Source organism: Micromonospora sp. NBC_00421 (genome assembly GCF_036017915.1).
In the GTDB taxonomy this organism is placed as follows: Bacteria; Actinomycetota; Actinomycetes; order Mycobacteriales; family Micromonosporaceae; genus Micromonospora.
In genome coordinates this window covers 1,390,369-1,414,029 of sequence record NZ_CP107929.1, presented here as the reverse complement: position 1 = coordinate 1,414,029, position 23,661 = coordinate 1,390,369, and the positions used below count along the sequence as shown (strand labels likewise).

The 23,661-nt window shown below is 72.9% G+C and carries 17 protein-coding genes; 9 read left to right on the top strand and 8 right to left on the bottom strand.

Annotated elements, in window-relative coordinates; translation table 11 throughout:
* Nucleotides 1-186: 186 nt before the first annotated feature.
* The gene (locus tag OHQ87_RS06280) at nucleotides 187-3,741 is read left to right on the top strand and encodes a ThuA domain-containing protein (RefSeq protein ID WP_328345785.1); all 3,555 of its coding nucleotides are present in this window, start codon (nucleotides 187-189) and stop codon (nucleotides 3,739-3,741) included.
* Between the two features lie 630 nt (nucleotides 3,742-4,371).
* Here OHQ87_RS06280 and OHQ87_RS06275 read toward each other — a convergent pair.
* Nucleotides 4,372-5,913 (bottom strand): non-reducing end alpha-L-arabinofuranosidase family hydrolase, encoded by a 1,542-nt coding sequence (locus OHQ87_RS06275; RefSeq protein WP_328345783.1) that lies wholly within the window; start codon nucleotides 5,911-5,913, stop codon nucleotides 4,372-4,374.
* Between the two features lie 527 nt (nucleotides 5,914-6,440).
* Here OHQ87_RS06275 and OHQ87_RS06270 point away from each other — a divergent pair.
* Nucleotides 6,441-7,808: a sensor histidine kinase gene (locus OHQ87_RS06270; RefSeq protein ID WP_328345781.1), complete on the top strand. Its 1,368-nt coding sequence runs from the start codon at nucleotides 6,441-6,443 to the stop codon at nucleotides 7,806-7,808.
* Nucleotides 7,809-7,812: 4 nt separating this feature from the next.
* Entirely contained in the window at nucleotides 7,813-8,493 is a 681-nt protein-coding gene (locus tag OHQ87_RS06265) for a response regulator transcription factor (RefSeq protein ID WP_328345779.1), read from the top strand.
* 43 nt (nucleotides 8,494-8,536) lie between these two features.
* Here OHQ87_RS06265 and OHQ87_RS06260 read toward each other — a convergent pair whose 3' ends face one another.
* The 4 genes from OHQ87_RS06260 to OHQ87_RS06245 form a co-directional block, all read right to left on the bottom strand.
* Entirely contained in the window at nucleotides 8,537-9,301 is a 765-nt protein-coding gene (locus tag OHQ87_RS06260; RefSeq protein ID WP_328345777.1) for an enoyl-CoA hydratase-related protein, read from the bottom strand.
* Nucleotides 9,302-9,317: 16 nt separating this feature from the next.
* Entirely contained in the window at nucleotides 9,318-10,661 is a 1,344-nt protein-coding gene (locus OHQ87_RS06255) for a hypothetical protein (RefSeq protein WP_442930691.1), read from the bottom strand.
* Nucleotides 10,658-12,310: an amino acid adenylation domain-containing protein gene (locus OHQ87_RS06250; RefSeq protein WP_328345775.1), complete on the bottom strand. Its 1,653-nt coding sequence runs from the start codon at nucleotides 12,308-12,310 to the stop codon at nucleotides 10,658-10,660. Before OHQ87_RS06250 ends, OHQ87_RS06255 begins: the two co-directional genes overlap by 4 nt.
* A gap of 184 nt (nucleotides 12,311-12,494) precedes the next feature.
* A complete protein-coding gene (locus OHQ87_RS06245; protein ID WP_328345773.1) occupies nucleotides 12,495-14,462 on the bottom strand; it encodes an AfsR/SARP family transcriptional regulator in 1,968 nt (655 codons plus the stop codon).
* Nucleotides 14,463-14,564: 102 nt separating this feature from the next.
* Here OHQ87_RS06245 and OHQ87_RS06240 point away from each other — a divergent pair, with 102 nt between their 5' ends.
* On the top strand, nucleotides 14,565-15,461 hold the full coding sequence (locus OHQ87_RS06240) for an alpha/beta fold hydrolase (RefSeq protein ID WP_328345772.1): 897 nt from the start codon (nucleotides 14,565-14,567) through the stop codon (nucleotides 15,459-15,461).
* An 81-nt stretch (nucleotides 15,462-15,542) separates the two neighbouring features.
* On the opposite strand, the gene OHQ87_RS06235 is transcribed toward OHQ87_RS06240, so the two are convergent.
* The 3 genes from OHQ87_RS06235 to OHQ87_RS06225 form a co-directional block, all read right to left on the bottom strand.
* Nucleotides 15,543-17,321, bottom strand: a complete 1,779-nt coding sequence (locus tag OHQ87_RS06235) for a DUF1996 domain-containing protein (protein ID WP_328345770.1) — start codon at nucleotides 17,319-17,321, stop codon at nucleotides 15,543-15,545.
* 120 nt (nucleotides 17,322-17,441) lie between these two features.
* Nucleotides 17,442-18,845, bottom strand: a complete 1,404-nt coding sequence (locus OHQ87_RS06230) for a hypothetical protein (RefSeq protein ID WP_328345768.1) — start codon at nucleotides 18,843-18,845, stop codon at nucleotides 17,442-17,444.
* A complete protein-coding gene (locus tag OHQ87_RS06225) occupies nucleotides 18,842-19,891 on the bottom strand; it encodes an NAD-dependent epimerase/dehydratase family protein (protein WP_328345766.1) in 1,050 nt (349 codons plus the stop codon). The genes OHQ87_RS06230 and OHQ87_RS06225 overlap by 4 nt, the downstream gene beginning before the upstream one ends.
* A gap of 142 nt (nucleotides 19,892-20,033) precedes the next feature.
* Here OHQ87_RS06225 and OHQ87_RS06220 point away from each other — a divergent pair, with 142 nt between their 5' ends.
* Genes OHQ87_RS06220 through OHQ87_RS06200 form a run of 5 tightly spaced genes read left to right on the top strand, consistent with a single transcriptional unit; the run spans nucleotide 20,034 to nucleotide 23,644 of the window.
* Nucleotides 20,034-20,693 (top strand): glycosyltransferase family 2 protein, encoded by a 660-nt coding sequence (locus OHQ87_RS06220; protein WP_328345765.1) that lies wholly within the window; start codon nucleotides 20,034-20,036, stop codon nucleotides 20,691-20,693.
* On the top strand, nucleotides 20,690-21,349 hold the full coding sequence (locus OHQ87_RS06215; RefSeq protein WP_328345763.1) for a TIGR04282 family arsenosugar biosynthesis glycosyltransferase: 660 nt from the start codon (nucleotides 20,690-20,692) through the stop codon (nucleotides 21,347-21,349). The genes OHQ87_RS06220 and OHQ87_RS06215 overlap by 4 nt, the downstream gene beginning before the upstream one ends.
* Nucleotides 21,346-21,987: a class I SAM-dependent methyltransferase gene (locus OHQ87_RS06210; RefSeq protein WP_328345761.1), complete on the top strand. Its 642-nt coding sequence runs from the start codon at nucleotides 21,346-21,348 to the stop codon at nucleotides 21,985-21,987. Before OHQ87_RS06215 ends, OHQ87_RS06210 begins: the two co-directional genes overlap by 4 nt.
* Entirely contained in the window at nucleotides 21,984-23,198 is a 1,215-nt protein-coding gene (locus tag OHQ87_RS06205; protein WP_328345759.1) for a molybdopterin-dependent oxidoreductase, read from the top strand. The genes OHQ87_RS06210 and OHQ87_RS06205 overlap by 4 nt, the downstream gene beginning before the upstream one ends.
* The gene (locus OHQ87_RS06200) at nucleotides 23,195-23,644 is read left to right on the top strand and encodes a hypothetical protein (RefSeq protein WP_328345757.1); all 450 of its coding nucleotides are present in this window, start codon (nucleotides 23,195-23,197) and stop codon (nucleotides 23,642-23,644) included. The genes OHQ87_RS06205 and OHQ87_RS06200 overlap by 4 nt, the downstream gene beginning before the upstream one ends.
* Nucleotides 23,645-23,661 lie beyond the last annotated feature (17 nt).

Below are 23,661 nucleotides of genomic sequence, written 5' to 3'. Positions count from 1 at the left end.
CGACCCACGGGACGAGAACACCAACAAGTCACTCTCTGTGACGATCAACGGGGCTGACGGCCGTTACGGCGGACGGCACGACGACCCGAGCACCACACCCGTGCCCTGCCTGCGCCAGCCACCACCTGACGCGCCGACGGAGCCACGGTCGCCACCGGAGTTGCCCGCCGAAAACTAGGAGACGGCATGCGTCGCACCACACTGCTCATCGCCATGATCGCCGGCCTGTTACTGTCGCTCGGCCTCGCCCCACCCGCGTCGGCGGCACCGGCCTTCCGCGCCCTGCTGTTCACCAAGACGGTGGGCTACCGGCACGACTCGATCCCCGCCGGGATCAGCATGTTCCAGCAGCAGGCGGCGGCCAACAACTTCGAGTTGGTGCAGACCGAGGACTCCAGCGTCTTCACCCCGGCCAACCTCGCCACCTTCGACGTGATCATCATGTTCCAGACCTCCGGCATGGTCTGGACCTCGGCCGCCCAACGCCAGGCCGTGGAGGGTTACCTGGCCAGCGGCAAGGGCATCGTCGGCATCCACAACGCCCTGGACATGGGCATCGAGGGCGAGTACCCCTGGTGGGACCAGACCCTCAACGGCGGTGCCCACATGCCCGAGCACTCCCCCGGCGTGCTGCCCGGCACCGCCATCGTCGCCGACAAGCAGCACCCGTCGACGACCGGCCTGCCGGACCGTTGGAACCGCAGCGAGGAGTGGTACAACTTCGACGCCAACCCGCGCGGCAACGTGCACGTGCTGGTGACCGCCGACGAGCGCACCTACAACCCGGGGTCCCGGGCGATGGGTCCGGACCACCCGATCTCCTGGTGCCGCAACGCCGCTGGCGGGCGGGTGTGGGCCACCGCGATGGGCCACGCGATCGCCTCCTACAGCGAGACGAGCTTCCGCGACCACGTCCTCGGCGGCGTGAAGTGGGCCGCCGGCAACCTGCCCGGCGACTGCGGCGGCACCGTCTGGAGCAACTTCGAGAAGCGCACCCTGGACGACAACACGGTCGACCCGATGGCCCTGGCCGTGCTGCCGGACGGTCGGGTCATGTACATCCAGCGCGGCGGCCAGGTCAAGATCTTCAAGCCCACCAGCAACAGCACCGTGACCGCCGGCACCCTGAGCGTCTACACCGGCGGCGAGGATGGTCTCACCGGCCTGGCGCTGGACCCGAACTTCGCCACCAACGGGTACGTGTACCTGTACCACTCGCCGGCGAGCAGCAGCACCGACGTCAACCGCGTCTCCCGCTACACGCTCTCCGGTGACAGTCTCAACCTGTCCACCGAGGCCCGGATCATCGACATCCCGGCGTACCGGGACCGTACCTTCCCCGAGCCCGGCCACACCGGTGGCTACATCGACTTCGGCCCGGACGGGAACCTCTACATCGGCACCGGCGACGACACGCCGCCGAACCTCGACCCCAACTGGCAGGGCTACGCCCCGCTGGACTGGCGGTCCGGCAAGTCCAACCTGGACGCCGCCCGCAGCGCCGGCAACACCAACGACCTGCGCGGCAAGCTGCTGCGCATCCGCCCCTCGGCCACCGGCGGCTACACCGTCCCGACGGGCAACCTCTACCCCCAGGGCACGGCGCAGACCCGGCCCGAGATCTACGCGATGGGCTTCCGCAACCCGTTCCGCTTCTCGATCGACCCTTCCAACGGCTGGGTCTACCTGGCCGACTACGGGCCGGACCGCAACCCGCCCACCACCAACCGCGGCCCCGAGGGCCTGGTCGAACTGAACGTGATCAAGCAGCCCGGCAACTACGGGTGGCCGTTCTGCCACGGTGACAACCAGCCCTACGCGCCGTTCAACCCGGACACCGGCGTGGTCGGGGCCAAGTTCAACTGCAACGCGCCGGTCAACAACTCGCCCAACAACACCGGCCTGACCAGCCTGCGACCGGTCGTCGCGCCCAACATGTGGTACGGCTACGGCACCTCGTCGAACTTCCCGGAGCTCGGTTCCGGCGGCTCCGGGCCGATGGGCGGGCCGGTCTACCGCTACGACCCGGCGAACCCGTCGGCCACGAAGTTCCCGGCCTACTACGACGGCGTGCACTTCTTCTACGAGTGGTCGCGCAGCTACATCAAGGAGGTGCACTTCGACTCCGCCACGGCGGTGACCCGCACCAACTCGTTCCTGCCCGGGGGACGGTTCAACAAGCCGATGGACCTGGAGTTCGGCAAGGACGGCTCGCTCTACGTGCTGGAGTGGGGCACCAACTTCGGTGGCGGCAACAGCGACTCCGGGCTCTACCGGATCGACTACATCCAGGGCGGCCGGTCGCCGATCGCCAAGGCCGTCGGCACGCCCACCAGCGGCCTCGCCCCGCTGAACGTCCAGTTCAGCAGCGCCGGCACGGCCGACCCGGACCCGGGCAACACGCTCAGCTACCAGTGGACGTTCGGTGACGGCACCACCTCGACGGCGGCCAACCCGTCGCACGTCTACACCACCAACGGCAACTACACGGCGCAGTTGAAGGTCACCGACAACACCGGAAAGACGGGCTTCGCCAACGTCCAGATCACCGTCGGCAACAGCGCGCCGGTGGTCACCATCACCACGCCGGCCAGCGGCGGCATGCTCACCTTCGGTGACAAGGTGTCGTACCAGATCAGCGTCACCGATCCGGACGGCGGCACTGTCGACTGCTCCAAGGTGCTCCTCAACCCGGCGCTGGGTCACGACGACCACGCGCACGAGACCACCGAGTACCCGGGCTGCTCGGGCACCATCTCCACCGACCTGCTCGGTGGGCACCCCGACGGCGCCAACCTGTTCTACGTCTTGAACGCGCGCTACACCGACAGCGGTGGCCCGGGCGGCTCGTCCCCGCTCACCGGCACCGCGCAGGCGATCCTCCAGCCGAAGCACAAGCAGGCCGAGTACTTCAGCAGCCAGTCCGGCATCCGGGTGGTCGACGAGGCCAGCGCGGAGAGCACCAAGCGGGTCGGTGACATCTCCAACAACGACTGGATCGCGTTCAACCCGATGAGCCTGTCGGGCATCTCGACGGTCAGCTACCGGTTGTCGTCGCCGTCCGGTGGCGGTTCGATCGAGCTGCGGGCCGACTCACCGACCGGCACCCTGCTGGCCACCACTCCGGTGCCCAGCACCGGCGGCTGGAACAACTACCAGTCCACCGCGCCGGTGAGCGTGTCCGCGCTGTCCGGGACGCACCCGCTCTACATGGTGTTCAAGAGCAGTGCGAACAACGCGTTCGACCTCGACTCGCACACCTTCGGCGGGAACGGTGTCGGCACGCCCGGCACCGGCACCGGCACCGGCGTGGCCGGGAAGACCTGGACGCTCACCGCCCTGCACAGCGGGAAGCTGATGGACGTCAGTGGCGTCTCCACCGCCGACGGCGCCCAGCTCACCCAGTGGGCGGCCACCGGTGGCAACAACCAGAAGTGGCAGGCCGTGGACGCCGGTAGCGGCGCGGTCTACCTGAAGGCGGTGCACAGCAACAAGTGCGCCGAGGTGATCGGCGGCTCCACCACGGCGGGGGCGTTCCTCCAGCAGGCCACCTGCAACAACAGCAACCAGCAGAAGTTCACCGCGACGGCGACCACCACCTCCGGGGTCTACACGGTGCGCAACGTGCAGAGCGGGCTCTGCCTGGACGTCAACGGTGGCGCCACCACCGACGGCGCGCGGCTGCTGCAGTGGACCTGCCACAGTGCCGCCAACCAGCAGTGGCGGTTCACCCAGGTGTGACGCACCACCCGCCGCCGTCGTCGCGGCGGTGGGCTGACTGAGGGGGACCGGCTCCGAGCCACGGAGCCGGTCCTCCTTCCTGTTGGCCGGGCCGGGCCACGATGGCGGGGGCTGTGCGGCTGCGTTCACCTACCACCACAGTCCCTGGTCGGATCTCCGATGGCGGCGGCCCTGGCCGGCCTCCGGCGGCGGCCACTGCACCGACGGCGGTCACGACCGTCCCGCTCCACCCCGCGCCCGACAGTTCGCGGCCGGTGTGCTGAGGCCGCCGCCGCGCCCTGCGCCCCCGATGCGGTCGGTCGCTGAGGTCCCGGCGGCCAACGGGTGATCGACTGGGGCATCCGGGCCACCGCCCGCCCCGCAACCCGACCATGCGGACGACGGACAGCGGACAGCCTTCTCGGTGTCCCGCTGACGGGAGTCGACCGCCGCACCAGTGGTTTCGCGGGTCCGGGTGTGAGCGGCGGGTGTACCTGTGGAAACGAGAGTCGGCAGGACCCGCGCGTGCGGGTCCTGCCGACCGGTGACGCTGGAGTTACCGAGCTGGTCGATGCGGGGCGTGGACCGCCCTCGGGCCGCCCCCTTGCGGGGATCTCAGGAACAATCCGGGGGGCGGCCCTGCGGTACGGCTCAGCGCTGCCGCGTCAACAGCCCCGGCCGGTACGGCAGCAGGCCGTAGTCGACGCCGCTGGAGCTGGGGGAACGGCCCTGGTAGAGCAGTTGCAGGTTGCACGGGTCGATGGTCATGGTCTGGTCGGCGCTGGTCCGCAGCAGCTCACCGTGGCTGATGTCGTTGGTCCAGGTCGCGCCGCTGTTGGCCTTGCCCGCGAACGGGTTGTTGTAGGTCGTCGCATTCGGCGTCCAGGTGCCGCTCAGGCTGGTCGCCGTGAACGAGCGGAAGTAGCGCTCCCAGGAGCTGGTCCTGGCCTCGACGATCATCAGGTACTGGTTCTGGCCCTGCACCTTGTAGACCTGCGGCGCCTCGAACAGGTTTTCCGAGGTGTCGCTCATGATGGTCGTGTAGCTGGAGCCGAAGTTGCCGGGGAAGTTCCCGATCGGCATGCTGGCCCGGTAGATCTTGCCGTTGTCGCCGGCGAAGAACAGGTACATGTTCTGGCCGTCACCGATCACCGTCTGGTCGATCGGACCCGTCCCCGAGCCGGTGATGCTCCCGGTGAACATGGCCTGTGCGGCCGACCACCCGTTCGGGTTCGTCGGGTCGCTCGACGTCCGGTAGAAGAAGGCGGCGCCCGCACCCCACTGGTACGTCAACACCCAGATGTTCTTCGGCGCGAAGTAGAACAACGACGGCGCGACAGTGCCGGAGTTCATCCCGTTCTGCGACGCCGACGCCATCTCCGACCAGTTCGTGAAGAGGCCGAAGTTCATCGAGCCCCAGGTGTTGCCGAAGTCGTGCGTGGTGGCGTAGACGAGCTGCTTGCCGTTGTACGGCGCGACGGTGAAGTCCTTCAGCGACACCCACCCCGACTTCGGGTTGGCCAGCGGACCCGTCGACGACCACCGGTACGACGACGGCAACGTGCAGTTGCCGCCCGGCGGTGGGGTCGTCGTGGGCGGCGGGGTGGTGGTGCCACCGACCCGGACGAGCTGCCACTGCTGGTTGGTGCCGTTCCAGTCGGCGTACTGGACGACGTTGGCCCCGTCGGCGGTGGCCGCGCCCTGCACCTCGACGGCCTTGCCGCTGTTGCGGTTGACCAGCTGAATGTAGCCGTCGATGTCCTGGATGCTGAACTGCTGGTTGGTGCCGTTGTTGTCGGTCCACTGCACGATCGCCCCGCCGTCGGCGGTCGACTTGCCGGAGACGTCGAGGACCTTGCCGGACAGCCTCGACTTCAGCCGGTAGTAGCCGCCGCCCGAGTCGACGAACTGCCACTGCTGCTGGCTGCCGTCGTTGCGGGTCCACTGGGTGATCCGGGCCCCGTCGGTGGTCGCCAGGTTGTAGACGTCGAGGGCCTTGCCGCTGTTGCGGTTGACCAGCACGTACGAGGCGTTGGTGTCGATCGTGGCCGCGGCGGCCTCCGTCGCGGTGACGGCGACGACGCCGCCGCTCAGGGCGGTCACGACTGCCGTGGCCGCCGGCAGCAGCCATCGCCGACGCCGGTGACCCGGCGGACGGGGAGCCGGGCCGGGTGTGTCAGCCAGGAGATGCATGGGGTGCTCCTTCATCAGGACGGGTGGAGCCTCTCGGGGACGGTCCCTGCGCGGTGGCCCACGGTGACGTTGTCGCCGGGGGCCGGGTAGCGTGGTCGACCCGCACCCGTCGGCCGTTCCCACGTCGGGACCGGAGCCGACAGGCAATGTGAACGCTCACATCGACGATCACAGGTCGAGCACTCTCATGATCGGGCTGGTGGGGGCGAACGAACCGGCAGGGGTCCCATTCAGATCCGGCGATGTTACCAGAGCGTTTCGGGCGGCTCAAGAGCCGCTCAGGGCACCCGGCCACGTCGCCACCACCCTCCGCCGCCAGGGGCTGCGGTGGTGGTATCGACCAAGATGTTAACGCTCACTCGCTCCCGCGCCGGCAGGGAACCGACCTCCGCCGGCCCGCCATCCGGGAGGACGTCGTGATCCCTTCCGATCCGGTGGACGATGTGCCATCTTCGAGGAATGGGGGTCGATGGCCGAACCGGCAGACCGGGTCGCACCCGGGCGGGAAGGCCGGGAGCGGCAGCGCGGTGCCGCTGACCGGCGGCGTACGCCGCGCCCGACCGCGCACCGGGCTGGCCGTCGGTCTGCTGGTCGTCGCCCTGCTGGCCCTGGTCGGCGGGATCGGCTACGCCGCCCTGCTGCACCTCCAGCAGGCGAAGATCCGCCACGAGTTGGACTGGGCCATGGTGCACGGCCGCCCCGCCGACCCGTCGGGCTGCACCTGGATCTTCGGCGGCGCGAGCGACACCGGGCACGGCGGCGCACCTCCGGCCGGCTTCCCCCACCACCCGGCCATCCACACCGTGGAACGTACCGGTCGGCCACAGGTCGACCAGGTGGCCCGCAACGGCACCATCTACCACGTACGCACGCAACTGCGCGACGGCGAAGTCGTCCAGGTGGTCTTCGACGCCCGCTTCCAGCTCGCCGAGCGGCGGCACCTGATCTGGGGGGTGGCGGCCGCCGCGGTGGCGGTCCTGGTCGCGGCGACCGCGACCGACCTGCGGTTGCGCCGAAGGTCGGTGGAGCCGCTGACCGAGGCACTCGACCGGCAGCGCCGTTTCGTCGCCGATGCCAGCCACGAGCTGCGGGCCCCGATAACCCGGGTGCACACGGCGGCGCAGTTGCTGGCGCAGCGGTCGACCGGCGAAGACACCGGCACCGACCAGCAGGATCTGGACCGGTTGCTGCGTACCACCCGGCTGCTCGGGGAGATCGTCGACGAGTTGCTCCTGTCGGCCCGGCTGGCCGACCCGACGGCGACGACCCGGCCGGTGGCCACCGTCGACCTCGCCGCGCTCGTCACCGAGGCGGTCGAGGCCGACGCGCCCCGGGCCGCCACGCACGGCGTGACGCTCACCGTGGCCGGTGTGGGCGCCCCGGTGCCGGTCCGCGGCGTCGGGCCCGCGCTGCACCGGGTGGTGGCGGAGTTGCTGGCGAACGCCCTGCAGCACACCCCGACCGGCGGTCGCGTCGAGGTGCGGTTGGGCCCGGTGCTCGCCGACCACGTCGAACTGACGGTCGGCGACTCCGGCCGGGGGTTCGACCCACGGCACACCGAACGGATCTTCGACCGGTTCCACAGTGGGCCCGACGCCGGGGACCGCCGGGTCGGGCTCGGACTGGCCCTGATCCGCGAGGTGGTCACCGCGCACGGCGGCACGATCAGCGCCACCGGCCGGCCGGGAGCGGGTGCCACCTTCACCGTACGGCTGCCGGTGCGCTTCGGTGGGCGGGCCGGCGCGCCGCCGCCGGACGGCGATCCCGCCGGGTCCTGGTGGCCCTTCTGCTGGCGGGCGAACCGCGACCGGGTGGATCAGGAGCGCGAGATGAGCAGATTCCGACCGGTGAAGAATTCCACCGGTCAACAGTCCCCCACTTCGGTGCGACCATGAACGAATGACCCACCCGCCAGACCAGGCGCACGGCCCGTTGCTCCTCGTCGAGGACGACGCGGAACTCGCCGACATGCTGGTCGAGCTGTTCCGCCGGGCGGGTTACCCGATCGACCTGGCCCGGGACGGCCAACGGGGCCTGCACCTGGCCCTGCGCGGCCGGTACCAGGTGATCATGCTGGACCGCCGGTTGCCGGCGATCGACGGCGTCGACCTGCTGATCCGGCTGCGGCGCTGCGCGGTCGCCGCCCGGGTGCTCATGCTCAGCGCGCTGGCCGACCCCGACGAGCGGATCCGGGGCCTGGACGCGGGCGCCGACGACTATCTGCCGAAGCCGTTCGAGGTGCCGGAGCTGATGGCCCGGGTGCGGGCGCTGACCCGCCGCCGCTTCGACACCGCCGAGCTGATCCCGATCGGGGCCGGGCAGCTGGACCTGGCCCAGCGCGGGGTACGGCTGCCCGACGGCCGGGAGGTGACGCTCAGCGGACGGGAGTTCGAGCTGATCCGGCTGCTCGCCACCCAGCCCCGGATGGTGCACAGCCGCAGCCAGCTACGCGGGCGGGTCTTCGGCGCCGACCGGACCGAGGCGGTGGTCGACACGTACGTGCACTACCTGCGGCGCAAGCTCGGCGACGGGGTGGTCCGCACCGTACACGGACTCGGCTACCAGATCGGCGCGCTCTGAGCCGGCGGCCCGGGACCGGTGGGACCCCGGGCCGCCGGGCGGCTCAGCGACCCGAGAACCGGGCCGGACGCTTCTCCAGGAAGGCGGCCATGCCCTCCCGCCGGTCCTCGGTGGCGAACAGGGCGTGGAAGGCCCGTCGCTCGAACAGCACCCCGGCCCGTACGCCGACCTCTTCGGCCTGACGGACCGCCTCCCGCGCCAGCAGCGTCGCCAACTTGGGATGCCCGGCCACCACCGCCGCTGCGTCCTGCGCCACCGCCAGTAGCCGCGCTGCCGGCACCACCCGCGACACCAGGCCCCACCGTTCCGCTTCTGCCGCATCGAGCTGGCGTCCGGTGAGGACCAGGTCCATCGCCCGGGCCGGGCCGACCAGCCGGGTCAGCCGCTGCGTGCCGCCGATCCCGGGCATCACCCCCAGCCGCAGCTCCGGCTGCCCGAACCGGGCGTTCTCCGCCGCGAAGACCAGATCGCACATCATCGCCAGCTCACAGCCACCGCCGAGGGCGTACCCGGCCACTGCGGCGATCTTCGGGGTGCGCAGCGCGGCGAACGCGTCCCAGCCCGCGAAGTGGTCCTCCAGCGCCACGTCCAGGAAGGACTTGCCCGCCATCTCCCGGATGTCGGCACCGGCCGCGAAGACCTGCTCCGACCCGGTGATCACGAAACAGCCCACGCCCGGATCGCGGTCCAGCGGTCGCAGCGCCTCGACCAGTTCCGTCAGCAACGCCGTGTCCAACGCGTTGCGCACCTCGGGCCGGCACAACCGCACCGTGACCACCCGGTCGTCCTTCTCGATGGTGATCCTCATCGTCGCCTCCATGCCGTCAGGAATCCCAGATCGCGCCGTACGCGGGCACCCCGCGTTCCTCCATGCCCCGCACCACCTGCCAGGTGAGCGGGCGGTTCGAGATGCAGATGACCGCCTCGGCGTCGAACCGGCGGTACGCCTGCCAGGCCAGCCGCAGCATGTCGGGCTTGCCGTCGTGCGCGGTGTCCCACAGCAGCGCGTCGGGTTGGTGGGCGAGGATCTCGTCGACCAGCTGGTCACCGAAGGTCTCCCGGTGCCGGCGGGCCACCCAGACCAGCCGGGCCGGCACCTGCCCGGCCAGCAGGTGCGGCAGCACCGGGCCGATGCCGCTGCCGGTCGCCACGTACACCACCCGCCGGAACAGGGTCTCGATGTTGGCCACCCCGGCCGTGCTGATCCCCTTCACCCAGACCCGCTCCGGCGCGTCGTCGATGAACCGCCCGGTCCAGTCGCCGGCCCGGGAGACGGTCAGCCGGAACCCGGGCCGACCCGGCGCCGGCACGTTGGCGAAGGAGTGCCACTCCCACAGCGGGCTGCGGCTGACCGCGGTGGACGAGCCGGGGAACGGGGTCACCCCGTGGTCGAAGTGCGCCAGCGCCACGTGCGACGAGGGGCGTTCCACCACCACGGGCACCCGGCGCAGCCGCAGCCAGGGCAGCGCGATGCTGGCGGTCAGCACGGCGAGCGCCCCGCCCTGCGGGGAGACGGCCAACGCGACCGGCCCGCCGGCCAGGAAACCGGCCTGTACCCAGAGCAGCAGCAGGGCCGCCCAGCCACCGAGGCGGTGGGTGCGCTCGAACAGGTCGTGCCGGCGGGAGCGCACCGGCGGCAGCGCGGTGCCGACCACCGCCAGCAGCAGGCCGGCGGCGGCGTACCCGGTGACCAGCGCCCCCGCCCCACCGGGTCCGTCGCCGACGGTCAGCGCGCCGAGCTGCGCCAGGTACCACCCGGTCCCGGCCAGCGCCGCGCCGACGTGCAGCCCGCCGAAGTGGTAGACCTTGCCCAACGTCGCGCGGATCCGCAGCGGCCAGCGGGTGGGTGCCCGGGTGGCCAGCCAGAAGAACAGGTTGACCAGGTACTGCTGACGCACCAGCACCGCCAGCGCCACGTTCGCCAGGGCGGCGTCACCCAGCGCCTCGGGGCCGCGCCACCAACCGGCGGTCAGCCCGTACGCCAACAGCGCGATATTGGTGGCGAGCACCGCCGCCACCAGGCGGTGGTGGTGCATGAACCGGGGGTGGGCGAGGATCCGGCGCAGCGTCGACACCGGCGGTGGCAGCACGCCGCCGGACCCGCTCTCCGCGACGGTAACCGGGCGTGCCTGCGGGACCGGCGGGGGCCGGAGACCGGTGCTGGTCACGCCGCCGCCTCCTCGATGTGCGCCCACTGCCACCGCAGGTCGAGGGCGAGCCGGCGCAGCGCGTCCCGGTCGACCTTGCCCCGCCCGGTCATCGGCAGCTCCGGCAACGGGTGCACGGCCGCCGGCACGCAGTAGTAGGGCAGCGCGGCGGCCACCGCCTCCCGGCACCGCTGCGGGTCCAGCTCCGCCGGAGCGACGAAGGAGACCAGGTCGCGGTCGGTCAGCCTGAGCGTGACCGCCTGCCGGCAGCCGGGCACCGCCTCCAGCACGGCGGAGACCGCGTCCAGCTCGACCCGGAAGCCCCGGACCTTCACCTGGTCGTCGGTGCGGCCCAGGTGTTCCAGTTCCCCGTCGGCGCACCAGCGTGCCCGGTCCCGGGTACGGAACATCAGCCGCCCCGCGCCCAGGAACGGATCCGGGGCGTACCGCTCGGCGTTGAGCGCGGCGTTGTCCAGGTAGCCGACGGAAACGCAACCGCCACCGGCCCACATCTCGCCGACCTCGCCGATGCGGCAGGGCCGGCCGTCGGCGTCGAGGACGTAGACGGTGTTGTTCGGCGTCGGTCGACCGATGGTGAGCGGGCCCCCGGGCCGGTGCCGGTGCATGGTGTTGACGATGGTGGTCTCGGTCGGTCCGCAGCAGTTGTAGAAGAGGCGGCCGGCGGCCCACCGGTCGGCCAGCGGACGCGGGCAGGGCTCGCCCGCCACGGCGACGACGCGCACCCGCCGGCACCGGTCCAGGTCGATCCGGCCGAGCACCGACGGGGTGGCGATCACCACGTCGGCGCGGGCGGCGGTGGCGGTGAGATCACCGTCGCGCACCAGCAGGGTGCCACCGTTGGCGAGGCAGCCCAGGATCTCCCAGGCCGCCATGTCGAAGGCGACGTTGAGCAGTTGGGCGACCCGCCGACCCGGCCGTATCCCCAGGTCGCCCGGCGCGGTGAGCAGGATGTTGGCCACGTTGCCGTGGGTCACGGTGACGCCGTTCGGGGTGCCGGTGGTGCCGGAGGTGAACAGCACGTAGCAGCCGTCGTCGGCGCGTACCGGACGGGTCGGGACCGCGACGGCCGGGTGGTGTTCCGCAGGCAGCGGCTCGGTCATCACCTCGTCGACCGCGAGCCGGGGCACACCGGGCAACGCCGGCACCGCGTCCAGGGTCGCCGACGTGGTCAGCACCACCCGGCAGCGGGCAGCCGAGATGACCTGCCGCAACTGCCCGGCCGGGGCGATCCGGACGTCCTGCGGGACGTAGGCCGCCCCGGCCTTGAGCGTCGCCAGGATCCCCACCAGCATCGGGATCGACCGGCTGGCGAAGACGCCCACGGTGTCCCCGGTCCGCACGCCGAGCGCCACCAGCCGGATGGCCAGCCGGTCGGCCTGGCGGTCCAGCTCGCGGTAGCCGATCCGCACCCCGAGGTGCTCGGCCGCGACGGCATCCGGGGTGGCGGCGGCCCAGCGCGCGAACGCCTGGTGGATACGCAGATCGGGTACGGGCACCGCCGGCCCCTTGCCGAACCGGTGGAAGAGCCGGCGTTCGCGTGGTGGGAGGTGGTCCAGCAGGGGGCCCCGCCAGCCGTCCGGCGCGGCGGGAAGGGTGCTGACCGGGCGTGCCGCCGCGTCGTCGATCGTGCTGGACTGTCGTACGGACATGGGCTGCTCCTGTTCTGACCGGCCGCCCTACGCGGCTGTCGAGATAGATGCTCGCCAATGCAAATGGGAAATGTCTTAGATTCCGCGCGGCGCCGGGGTGCACCTGCCGTGCTGGCCTGTCCCAGCCCGGGGCGACCGGCGCGCGGCGACCAGGGCGGCGGAGTATTCCGACGTCGCGGCCCGGTCAGCGCGGGTGGCCGAGCGCGGTGTCGAGGCAGCCGAGGTGATGTGCGACCGGACCTACGGTGAGCATCCCGCTGCCGGCGCCGGCCACCTCGGCGGCGGCCGGGGCGAGTTCGGTCCGGGCGCGTCGCATGACCTCCCGGTCGTCCACCGTGATCGCGCTCTGGGCGGTCAGGCACCACAGGGCCTCGAAGAGCAGGTCGGGCGGGGGTTCGGGGATCCGACGCAGCGCGACGGCGGCCTCGGCCCGGCGATCCTGCGCCAGCAGCACGTGCGGACGCGCCCAGGGCAGGTAGGGCCCCCAGTCGGTGTCCCGGGCGAAGCGGGCCGGCTGGCCGTGCCACACGCGCAGGCACAGCAGGGCGAGCGGCAGGAGCCCCCGCTCGACCCCGGGCATGCCGGCACCGGACAACGACACCGCCGCATCACGGTAGGCCGCCTCCGCGACGTGCGGTGCCGCCCCGGTCGCGGTCAGCCGCAGTGCCTCGTACCACCTGGTGAAGACGCCGACCAGCGGTCGCCCGTGCCGGGCGGCGAGTCGCGTCACGACCGCCGCGTGGCCGTCCGCGCCGGTGAAGTCCGCCCGCGCGCTGCGGGCCTGGAGGCGGATCAGGTGACCGAGGATCTCGTAGGTCACCAGATCGTGCCGGGCGGCGAGCGCCACGATCTCCGCGCCGACCTCGTCCCGCGCGGGAGCGAGACCCGCGCGCGGGAACGTCTGCATGAACACGCCGTTGAGGGCGAAGGCGAGCAGGGCCGGATCCCCCAGGCGGCGTGCGATCTCCTCCGCCTGCCGGGCCGCCTGCGGCCCCCGCGCGGACCGGGTGCCGCGCGACTCCACCGCGACGGTGGCCAGCAGCCGCGCCCGGGTGGCAGCGGAGGAGCCCGGGGGCAGGGCGGCCAGGGTCCGCTCGGCGGCCGCCACGATCTGCCCCGCCCGCTGCGGATCGTCCGAGCGGGTCCAGATCGCCGGCACGTCGTAGCCGCCGATCACCCGGGCGGTGAGTTCGGGGTCACCGAGCCGCTCGGCGGCGGCGACGGCTGCGGACCGCTGGTCCCGGGCCATTTCGAGCCCCTCCGGTCCGGCCACCGCGAGACCGCTGAGCAGGCCGATGGTCGACTCGAGTCGCGCCGGAGCGCCGCTGGCCACCGTGCGGTCGTACGCCGCAGCGGCCTGTGCCCAGACCTGTTCCGGACCTGGATGGGCGGAATCGTCACCGAACCGGTCGGCCTGCCGGAGGATGTCGGTCTCCAGACGGCGCAGGCGTGGGCCGGGGTCGAGTCCGAGCTGGTCGCGGAGCAGGCCACGGGCCCGGCGCAGCACCGCGAGCGCGTCGCCCTGGCGGCCCGTGCGGTACAGGGCGAGCGCCAGCAGCCGCCACGCCTCCTCCCGCCACGGATGTTCGGCCACATGGGCGTCGAGACCCGGTACGGCGTCGACGGCCCGCCCCACCGCCAGGAGCGCCTCGGCCCGCCGCTCGATCGCGTGCAACCGGAGCTGTTCGAGGCGGGACCGCTCGACACCGGCCCACGGCTCGTCGAAGCCGGCGTACGCGGGCCCGCGCCACCACCGCAGGGCGGGGTCGAGACGCGCCAGGGTCTCGCGGGGCGTTGCGGTGGACGCGGCGACCACCGCGTCGTCGAACCGCCAGGCGTCGACCGCCTCCGGCGCGGCCCGCAGCGCGTAACCCGGCCCCTCGGTGACCAGCAGCCGGGCCGGCTCGCGCGGTGGGCGCTGCGGTTCCAGCGCGCGACGCAGGGCCGCCACGAACGTGCGCACCGCACTCACCGCGCCCGCCGGTGGGTCCTCCCACAGGTCGTCGACGAGCCGGCTGACCGGGACGACCCGCCCCTGGGCCACCAGGAGCCGGGCCAGCACCGCGCGGTGTCGGGGCCCCCTCAGGTCGATCGACGCACCGTCGGCGTCCCACGCGACGACCGGTCCGAGGACGCCGAACCCGACCTGCACCGCGAACCCCCTTCCGTGTCCCGCCTCAACGTAGCGCGCTCATCGGTTGCTCATCGGCGGGCGGCACGCTGAACACGGCTACCGAACAGAAGGGTACGAACGATGACCAGCACCACCATTCCCGGCTTCGACTACCAGCGCGTCACCGTCGACGAAGATGTACGGCTCCAGGTGGCGGTGGGCGGCACCGGACGGCCGATCGTGCTGCTGCACGGCTTCCCGCAGACCCACCTCATGTGGCGGCACGTCGCCACCGACCTGGCTGCCGACCACACCGTGATCTGCCCAGACCTGCGCGGCTACGGTGCCAGCGACAAGCCCGCCGAGCGCGACGGCGACACGTACGCCAAGCGGACCATGGCCGCCGACGTCGTCACCCTCGCCCGCGAGCTGGGTCACCAGCGGTTCGCCCTCGCCGGGCACGACCGTGGCGCGCTGGTCGCCATCCGCGCCGGCCTCGACCATCCGGACACGATCACCCACCTCGCCTCGCTCGACGTGCTGCCCACCCCCGACACGTGGGACATCCTGCACGGAGTCGACGCGGCGGTCGCCTTCCACCTCTACCTCATGGCCCAACCACCCGGCCTGCCCGAGCAGCTGATCGGCGCCAGCCCGGACGCCTTCTTCGGCTACTTCCTCGACGTCTGGGCCCGGGACCCGCAGGCCATCGCCCCGGACGTACGCGCGGAGTACCTCAGGGCGTCTCGTGAGGCGGTGCCGTCCATCGTCGCCGACTACCGCGCCTCGGCCGGTGTCGACCTCGCACACGACCGGGCCGACCGGGCCGCCGGGAACCGGTTGACCATGCCGGTCACCGTGGTCCAGCAGGACTGGGGAGCGGCCCTCGGTTTCGACGCCGCCGCCCGGTGGCGCGCCTGGGCCACCGACCTGGAGCACCACACCACGTCCGCCGGTCACTTCATGGCCGAGGAGACCCCCACCGAGGTCGTCACGGTGCTACGCCGCCTGCTCACCCGCCCCGGCGCCGACCGGTAGGCCGCAGCGCCGCGGGCCCGGGGCGGGAGTCTGGTCAGACTCCCGCCCCGGGCCCGTCCTGGGCGGCTCGTGCCAGTGTCGTCAGGAGCAGTTCTTGCCCTTGTTGATGCAGGTGGCGATGCGCTGCATGGTCTGGGCGGAGTTGACGTTGACGAAGTCGTTGTGGTCGGAGAAGGGGTTGTGGTTCTCCTCGGGGAAGGAGTCGAGAGCGTACTGACCCTTGACCTGCACGTCGCGGGCGATGTCGTAGCCGACGGTGATCCGCAGCTGCGGGATCGCCTGGAAGCCCTGCGGGCACGCGCCGGTGGCCTTGTCGGCGAACGCGACGTGGTTGCGGTGGTTGTCGCTGTCGATGTTCCTGCCGTCCCAGCAGCCGGGGAAGTCGTGCACGCGCTGCACCTGGCTGCCGGCGGGGCAGATCGGGTACTTGTCGGAGAGCCGGTCGGCGAAGCCCGCGCAGCTCCAGGTGGCGCGGGCGTTGGCCGGGCCACGGCTGGTCGGCTTGGCGTCACCGGTGAGCGCCCGGAGGAACTTCGGCATCGGCACCACCTTGCTGACCGGGTTGCCGCGGTACTCGATCAACACCTGCGCCGGGCGGACGATGCCACCGGTGTTGCCGGGCAGTTCGAAGTTGGGCCCCTGCGGATCGGGGAGCGCGGCGGCAGTCGTGGGCGCGGCGGCAGTGGTGGGCGCGTTGCTCGGTGCCGCCGTGGCGCCGGGGGCCTGGTCCAGGGTGCAGGTGGCGAACGCTTCGAGGCCCTGCGGGCGGGCGGCCTGCCGGCTGATCGCGATGGCGATCCGGTCGAGCACGGCGGTCCGCTTGGCGCGCAGCGGGCCGAGGATGGCGTTGTCGACGAAGGCCGGGCCACCCTGGCCACGGCTGGTGACGAGGCGTTCGTTGGCCTCGGAGATCTGCCGGTCGAGTTCGTCGAGGTTGCGGTTCACCTCGGCGAGCGCCCCGGCGGGCACGCCGGGCAACTTGTCCCGCACGCTGGGGCACTGGATCCGCGGGTTGGCGGCCTGGGCCGCCTTGACGCTCGCGCGGTGGGTGGCGCCGGGCATCCGGGCGTGCATGTCGTCGTAGCTGATGTCACATTCGACGAGCGAGACCAGGCCGGGCTGGTTACCGCCGGCGGCGGTGACCGTGGTGCTGATCTGCTTGATCATCGCGGCGCGGCGGGCCCGCAGCGAGTCGATGACCTCACGGTTGAACGCGGCGTCGATGCGGCCCCGGCTGGCCGTCATCCGCTGGTTCGCGGCAGCCTGCTGGCGGTCCAGTTCGGCCAGCAGGCGGTCGACGGTGGCGCGGGCTCCGGTGGGGACGGCGCGCAGCCGCTTGCCGACCGAGGGGCAGACGACCATCGGCTGGGTCTGGGCGAGGGCCTGCTGGACCTGGTTGCCGCTGCGGACGCTCTTGTCGATCCGGACGACCGGCCAGAAGTAGGACGACTTGTCACCGTTGCGGCAGGTGGTGCCGGAGGCGTCCAGGTCGGCGTTGGAGGAGTTCGCGGTGATGGCCAGGTTGCCGACGAAGTCGTGGACGTGTTCGGCGCCGTTGCGGATGCCGGGCTGGGCCACCGGGTTGTCCGGGCTGAACTTGCCGTTGCCGTTCGTGCCGCAGTCGACGGTGAACCGGCCGGTCGAAGCGCCGGCGGCCGGCTTCGGGTTCTGCACGTTCGGCGCCACGTTCTCGATCTTCACGAACTGGTCCAGGCTGGTGGCGGCGTCCGCGGTGCCCTTGCCGCCGCTGGTGACGAAGGTGACGGTCAGCGCACCGGTGGCCGCCAGCACGACCGCCGCCATGGCGAGCCGGGCCGGCCGCGACTGCACCAGCGGCGTCCCGTTCTTTCTGCGGTTCATCGGAATCTCCTCAAAGCCGAAAGACGGCTCCGGTGATGTGTTGTCGCCCCGGGGTACGGACCGGCGGGCGGTGGAAGCTCAACGTTCGACGGGTACGTCATGCTTCGGTAAGAAGTCCCGTTACCAGCCCGTCAGGAGCAGGTGGTTGACCGTGAGGGCCACCCCGGCCTGCACCGCCAGCCAGCTGCGGCGGTCGGCGGGTGGGATCAGCGCCGCTCCCGCCATGAACCAGCAGGTGAAGGGCAGCCAGATGCGTTCGACCTCGGCCTTGCTGTAGCCGGACAGGTCCGCCGCGATGATCACCGCCGTGGCGGCGAGGGCCAGCAGCCAACCGGCCTGGTCCGCCCCCGGCAGACGAAAGCCCGACCGGCGAAGGTCCGACCAGCGAAGGTCCGGCCGGCGAAGGTCCGGCCAGCGAGACGAGAAGGCCCGGCGAGCGGCCAGTGCCGCACGACGGATGATCACGGCTGCCACCGGACCGGCGGCGACGACGACGAGCGCGAGGTCGGCCCAGACCCAGTAGCCGTACGGCCGGTCGCTGGCGATGCCCTGGTAGTAGCGCTCGATGACGAGGTGGTAGCCGGTGGGCCAGAGGAAGCCGGTGGCGGTGAACGCGGCGACGACCGGCACCGCCCCGACGAATGCCCAGCCCACTGTGCGCCGGTGCCGGCCGAGCACGACGACCGCCAGTGCGATCGGGGCCATCAGGATCAGCCCGTAGGAGAGGTAGCAGCCGAAGGCCAGCAGGGCGCCGCCGGCGACCGCGCCCACGGCACGCCCCCGGGTCACCCCGTAGGCCAGCAGGGCGACCCCGGTGGCGGTCAGCCCGGCGAACAGCCCGTCGGCCGACACCCCTGCCCAGACCGCACCGGGGAACAGCACCACGAACGGCACCACCGCGCGGGCCGCCTCGTCGGTGCCGAGCAGCCGTACGGTCTGCGGCACCGCGACGGCGACGAGTCCCGCGACCAGGATGCACAGCAGGCCGGCCCAGCCGCCGCCATCCAGCCCGACCCGGTCGAGCCAGACGAAGACGAGCAGTGCCCCTGGCGGGTGCCCGGACACGTGGGTGGTCCAGGAATCCGGTTGCAGGTCGAGGATCCGGCCGGAGAACCCGGCAAGCATGGCCGGGATGTCGGTGACGCCGGGTACCTCGTGCAGGTATTCGAACTCGGTGGTCAGCCGGTCGGCGATGCCGCGCTGCCAGCCGTCGATCAGGGCGAGCGACAGCGTCCAGGCCACCGCGGTGGCGTAGGAGATCGCGAGCAGCGCTCGCCAGGACGACCGGGCGGCCAGCGCGGGCCCACGCCAGCAGACCAGCACGGCCAGCAGCAGGGCCAGCGGGGTGCCGGGGCCGACGTGCGGCAACCACCCGGCGAACAGTGGCGCCGCGCTGGCGTGCACCGGATGTCCCAGCAGATACAGCACGCCACCGGTGACGGCGGCCACCGCGAACAGGCCGAGCGCGGCGGCGGCGGCGATCAGGTCGGCACGCGCCGGGCGGTGGCGCGGGGTGACGTTCACCCGCGCAACGGCGCGTACGCGAACTCCGCGATCCCGTCGGCGAGCCCCACGACGGCCCGGAAGCCGAGTTCGGCCTCGGCCCGCGCGGGCGAGGCGACCACGTGCCGCACGTCGGCGAGCCGGAACTCGCCGGTGACCACCGGCGGGCGGCCACCGGCGGCCCGCGCGAGCTCCGTGGCCAGCTCGCCGATGGTGGCCGGACGACCGGAGGCGATGTTGTACGCCCGCCAGCCGGTGCGCGTCCCGGTCGCGTCCAGCGCGGCGACGTTGGCCGCCGCCACGTCGCGGACGTGCACGAAGTCACGGCGCTGGCCGCCGTCCTCGAACACCCGGGGCGGTTGTCCGCCCTCGATCGAGGAGCGGAAGATCGCCGCCACCCCGCTGTACGGCGTGTCCCGGGGCATCCCCGGCCCGTAGACGTTGTGGTAACGCAGCGCCACCACCGAGCCTCCGGTCTGCCGGGCCCACGCCGAGGTGAGATGTTCCTGGGCGACCTTGGTGGCGGCGTACCCGCTGCGGGGGTCCAGCGGAGCCTCCTCACCGATCAGCCCCGGCACGAGGGTGGCACCGCAACTCGGGCAGGTCGGCTCGAAACGGCCGGCGGCCAGGTCGGCGACGGTTCGCGGCGCGGGGCGGACCGGACCGTGGGCGGCGCAGGAGTAGGCGCCCTCGCCGTAGACCACCATGGAGCTGGCGAGCACCAGCCGGTGCACGCCCGCGCGGGCCATCGCGGCGAGCAGGACGGCCGTGCCGAGATCGTTGCAGCCGACGTACTCGGGCAGGTCGTCCAGGTCGACGCCGAGTCCCACCATCGCCGCCTGGTGGACGACCACGTCGACGCCGGCCAGCGCCCCGTCCACGGCGGACCTGTCGCGCAGGTCGAGCCGGACGAGCGGGGCGCCCGCCACGGTGTCCGGCAGCGGCTGCCGGTGTGCGCCGGGATGACCGGAGTCCACCACGGTCACCAGGTGGCCGGCGTCGTGCAGGGCGGTCACCACATGGGTTCCGATGAAACCGGCACCGCCGGTGACGAGTACGTGAGTCACCCGCCGACGGTAGAGCCGGCAGGCGGCGACGCGCTCCGGTGACGGTCTCCCGTCAGCGGTTCGTAAGAACTCCGCGGTGCCGGAGAACGCCGTCATCGGCCGGTAAGGATTTCCGGGCGGATCCTGTCCTACCGTCCGCAGCATGACCGATGTGGTTCTTCCCTGCCGCAACGAGGCCCCGGCCCTGCCCGACCTGCTGGCCCGGATGCCGGCCGGCTACCGGCCGATCGTGGTGGACAACGGCTCGACCGACGGCTCGGCGGCGGTGGCCCGCGCCTGCGGCGCCGAGGTGATCAGCGTGGCCGAGCCCGGGTACGGCGCGGCGGTGCACGCCGGGGTCCTGGCGGCCGACCCCGCCGACGGGGTGGTGTGCGTGCTGGACGCCGACGGGTCCTTCGACCCGGCGCAGCTGCCCCGGCTGGTCGGTCCGGTCCTCGTCGGCGAGGCGCAGCTGGGCACCGGCCGGCGGCGTCCGACCGCGCGCGGGGTGTGGCCGCTGCACGCCCGGGTCGCCAACGCCTTCCTGGCCCACCGGCTGCGCCGCACGACCGGCCTCGACGTCCACGACATCGGGCCGATCCGGGCCGTCCGCCGGGACGACCTGCTGGCGCTGGGGTTGCGGGACCGCCGCTTCGGTTACCCGCTGGAGCTGCTGATCGCGGCCGGTCGGGCCGGCTGGCGGGTGGTCGAGGTCGACGTCGACTACCACCCCCGGGCGGCCGGGACCCGATCCAAGGTCACCGGCACCGTGCTCGGCACCGCCCGCGCGGTCCGGGACATGAGCGCGGTGCTGGCCCGGTGAGCGTCCCTCAGGTGCTGGTGCTGGCCAAGAAGCCGGAACCAGGCCGGGTCAAGACGCGGCTCTGCCCGCCCTGCACCCCCGAACAGGCGGCCCGGGTCGCCGCTGCCGCCCTGGCCGACACCCTCGACACAGTCACCACGGCCACGGCCGGCGCCCGGGTCCTGGTCGTCGACGGTGACCATCCGGCCCCACCGGGCTGGACGCGGCTCGCCCAGCGGGGCGGCCCGCTCGGCGACCGGCTGGCCAACGCGTTCGCCGACACCCGCGAGGTGGGTACCAGCACCCTGCTGATCGGCATGGACACCCCGCAGCTCACCGCCGGCCACCTCGACACCGCGACGCGGCTGCTCGGCACGGCGGACGGACCGGACGCGGTGTTCGGGCCGGCCGACGACGGTGGTTGGTGGACGCTGGGCCTGCGCGTACCCGACCACGCCGAGGTGCTGCGCACCATCCCGACCTCGGTGGCGGACACCGGCCGGCTCACCCTGGCCGCGTTGCGCCGTCGCGGCCTGCGGGTCCACCTGCTGCCCCACCTGCGGGACGTGGACACCGCGGCCGACGCGCACGCAGTGGCCGCACGGTGCCCGGCGGGCAGCCGGTTCGCCGTCGCCGTCGCCGCCGACGTGCCGTCGCCCGTGGCGGTCGCCCGGTGAACGCCGTCGCGGTCTTCGACGCCGTGTTCGACCGGGCCGCGTCGGGCCACCCGACCGCGTTCACGGCCCGGCACCCGAGCGGCGGTGTGCTGCGGTTCGACCCGGCCGTCTGGTGCCGGGACGCCACCGCCGGGGACGCCACCCTGCTCGCCCGCTGCACCGGCCCCACCCTCGACGTCGGCTGCGGTCCCGGCCGGCTCACCGGTGCGTTGATCGACGCCGGACGCCCGGCCCTCGGCATCGACGTCAGCGCCATCGCGGTCCGGCTGGCCCGCCGGCGTGGCGCGGTCGCGCTGCAACGCGACGTCTTCGGCCCGGTGCCGGGGGCCGGTCGCTGGCGGCACCTGCTGCTGGCCGACGGCAACATCGGCATCGGCGGTGACCCGCACCGGCTGTTACGCCGCTGCCGCCGGCTGCTGGCGGCCGACGGCCGGCTGCACGCCGAGCTCGCGCCACCCGGCACCCCGGCCTGGTCCGGCACGGCCACGGTGCAGACCCCGGGCGGCACCGGCAGCCCCCTGCCGTGGGCCTGCGTACCCCTCGACGATCTTGCCGCGTTGGCCGGGGACACGGCGCTGCGGGTGCGCGACACCTGGACGGAGGCGGGCCGGTGGTTCGCCACCCTCACGCCGAGGTGACCAGCCGTCCCACCCGGCTGCGGCGGTTGGCAGGCTGGTGGCAGGCGCCCCTGCCGGCACCCCCGCAGGTGCTGCGGCGCGGGCCACTGCGGCCCGACCGGTTCCCCTCCCGGTTACGGTCGACCCGGCTGACCAGCCAACTCGGCGTCGCGCTCGGTGTGGCGTTCGCCGTCTGCTTCCTCACCGGGCTGCTCAGTCACCTGGTCCTGAACCCGCCGGGCTGGTTCGGCTGGCCGGCCCGCCCGGTGGGGCTCTACCGGTTCGCCCAGGGTCTGCACGTGGCGACGGGTCTGGCCACGGTGCCGCTGCTCGGGGCCAAGCTGTGGTCGGTCTACCACCACCTGTTCCGCTGGCCGCCGGTCCGGTCGATCGCCCACGCGGTCGAACGCGCCAGCGTCGCCGTGCTGGTCGCCGCGGCGCTGTTCCAGGTGGTGGGCGGGGTGCTGAACGTCTCCCGCTGGTACGCGCCGATGCCGTACTTCTTCACCGCCGGGCACTACCGGGTGGCGTGGCTGGCGATCGGCGCGCTGCTGGTGCACGTCGGCGTACAACTGCCGGCCGTACGCGCCGCGCTCGCCCGGCCCACCGACGAGTCGCCGTCCGACCGGCTCAGCCGACGCGGGCTGCTCGGCGGTGTCGCCGCAGCGGCCGGGCTGGTCACCCTGACCACTGTCGGGCAGACCGTCCGACCGCTGTCCGGGCTGGCGGTGCTCGCCCCCCGCCGGCCGGACGTGGGACCGCAGGGGCTACCGGTCAACAAGACCGCGCAGCGCGCCGGGGTGGCCGTCCGCGCGCTGGACCCGGCGTACCGGCTGGTGGTCACCGGTCCCGCCGGGCGCACCGAGCTGGACCTCGCCGACCTGCACGCGCTGGAGCAGCACACCGCGCAGCTGCCGATCGCCTGTGTGGAGGGGTGGAGCGCCACCGGGCGGTGGAGCGGGGTGCGGCTGCGGGACCTGGTCGCGCTCGTCGGTGTCGACCTGGACCGGGCGACAGTCGTCGTCGAGTCGCTGGAGGAGGTCGGCCGGTACCGCACGTCGACAGTCGGGCCGGCGCACGTACGTGACCCGCTGACGCTTGTCGCCCTGCGGCTGGGCGGGGCACCCCTGCACCTCGACCACGGTTTTCCCGCCCGCCTGATCGCCCCGAACCGCCCCGGCGTGCTACAGACCAAGTGGCTCGGCCGGATCATCGTCCGGCAGTCGCGGTGAGGACCCGGGTAGCGCTGGTCGCGGTCGGACTGCTGGCCATGGGGTACGCCGTGGTGGGCGCGCTCGCCGACCCCGAGATCGATCCGGCCGGGGTGCTGCTCTTCCTGGCCGGCGTGCTGGTCGGGCACGACATCGTCTGGATGGCCGTGCTGCTGGCCGCCGGCGCCGCGCTCACCCGGTCCGTCCCGCGCCGCCACCGCCCGGTGACGCGGGCCGCCGCGATCAGCGTCGCCGCGCTCAGCGTCGTGGCGTTGCCGCTCGTGCTCGGCTTCGGCACGTCCCCGGACAACCCCTCGGCGCTGCCGCTGCCGTACGGCCGGAACCTCGCCGTGGTGCTGCTGCTCGTCGCCGGCGTGACGGTGCTCTCGGGGCTGTGGAGAGACCGGCGACGCCGATCCCCGGCACGCGGTAAGGAATCCGAAAGGCCAGGCGGGAGCGGCTCGTAGTCGGTCGGTCGGTAGCG

Coding starts and splice junctions, on each gene's coding strand:
- OHQ87_RS06280 (WP_328345785.1), top strand. CDS start 187: ATGCGTCGCACCACACTGCTCATCGCCATGATCGCCGGCCTGTTACTG.
- OHQ87_RS06235 (WP_328345770.1), bottom strand. CDS start 17,321: ATGAACCGCAGAAAGAACGGGACGCCGCTGGTGCAGTCGCGGCCGGCC.
- OHQ87_RS06260 (WP_328345777.1), bottom strand. CDS start 9,301: ATGAGGATCACCATCGAGAAGGACGACCGGGTGGTCACGGTGCGGTTG.
- OHQ87_RS06240 (WP_328345772.1), top strand. CDS start 14,565: ATGACCAGCACCACCATTCCCGGCTTCGACTACCAGCGCGTCACCGTC.
- OHQ87_RS06265 (WP_328345779.1), top strand. CDS start 7,813: ATGACCCACCCGCCAGACCAGGCGCACGGCCCGTTGCTCCTCGTCGAG.
- OHQ87_RS06250 (WP_328345775.1), bottom strand. CDS start 12,310: ATGTCCGTACGACAGTCCAGCACGATCGACGACGCGGCGGCACGCCCG.
- OHQ87_RS06275 (WP_328345783.1), bottom strand. CDS start 5,913: ATGCATCTCCTGGCTGACACACCCGGCCCGGCTCCCCGTCCGCCGGGT.
- OHQ87_RS06220 (WP_328345765.1), top strand. CDS start 20,034: ATGACCGATGTGGTTCTTCCCTGCCGCAACGAGGCCCCGGCCCTGCCC.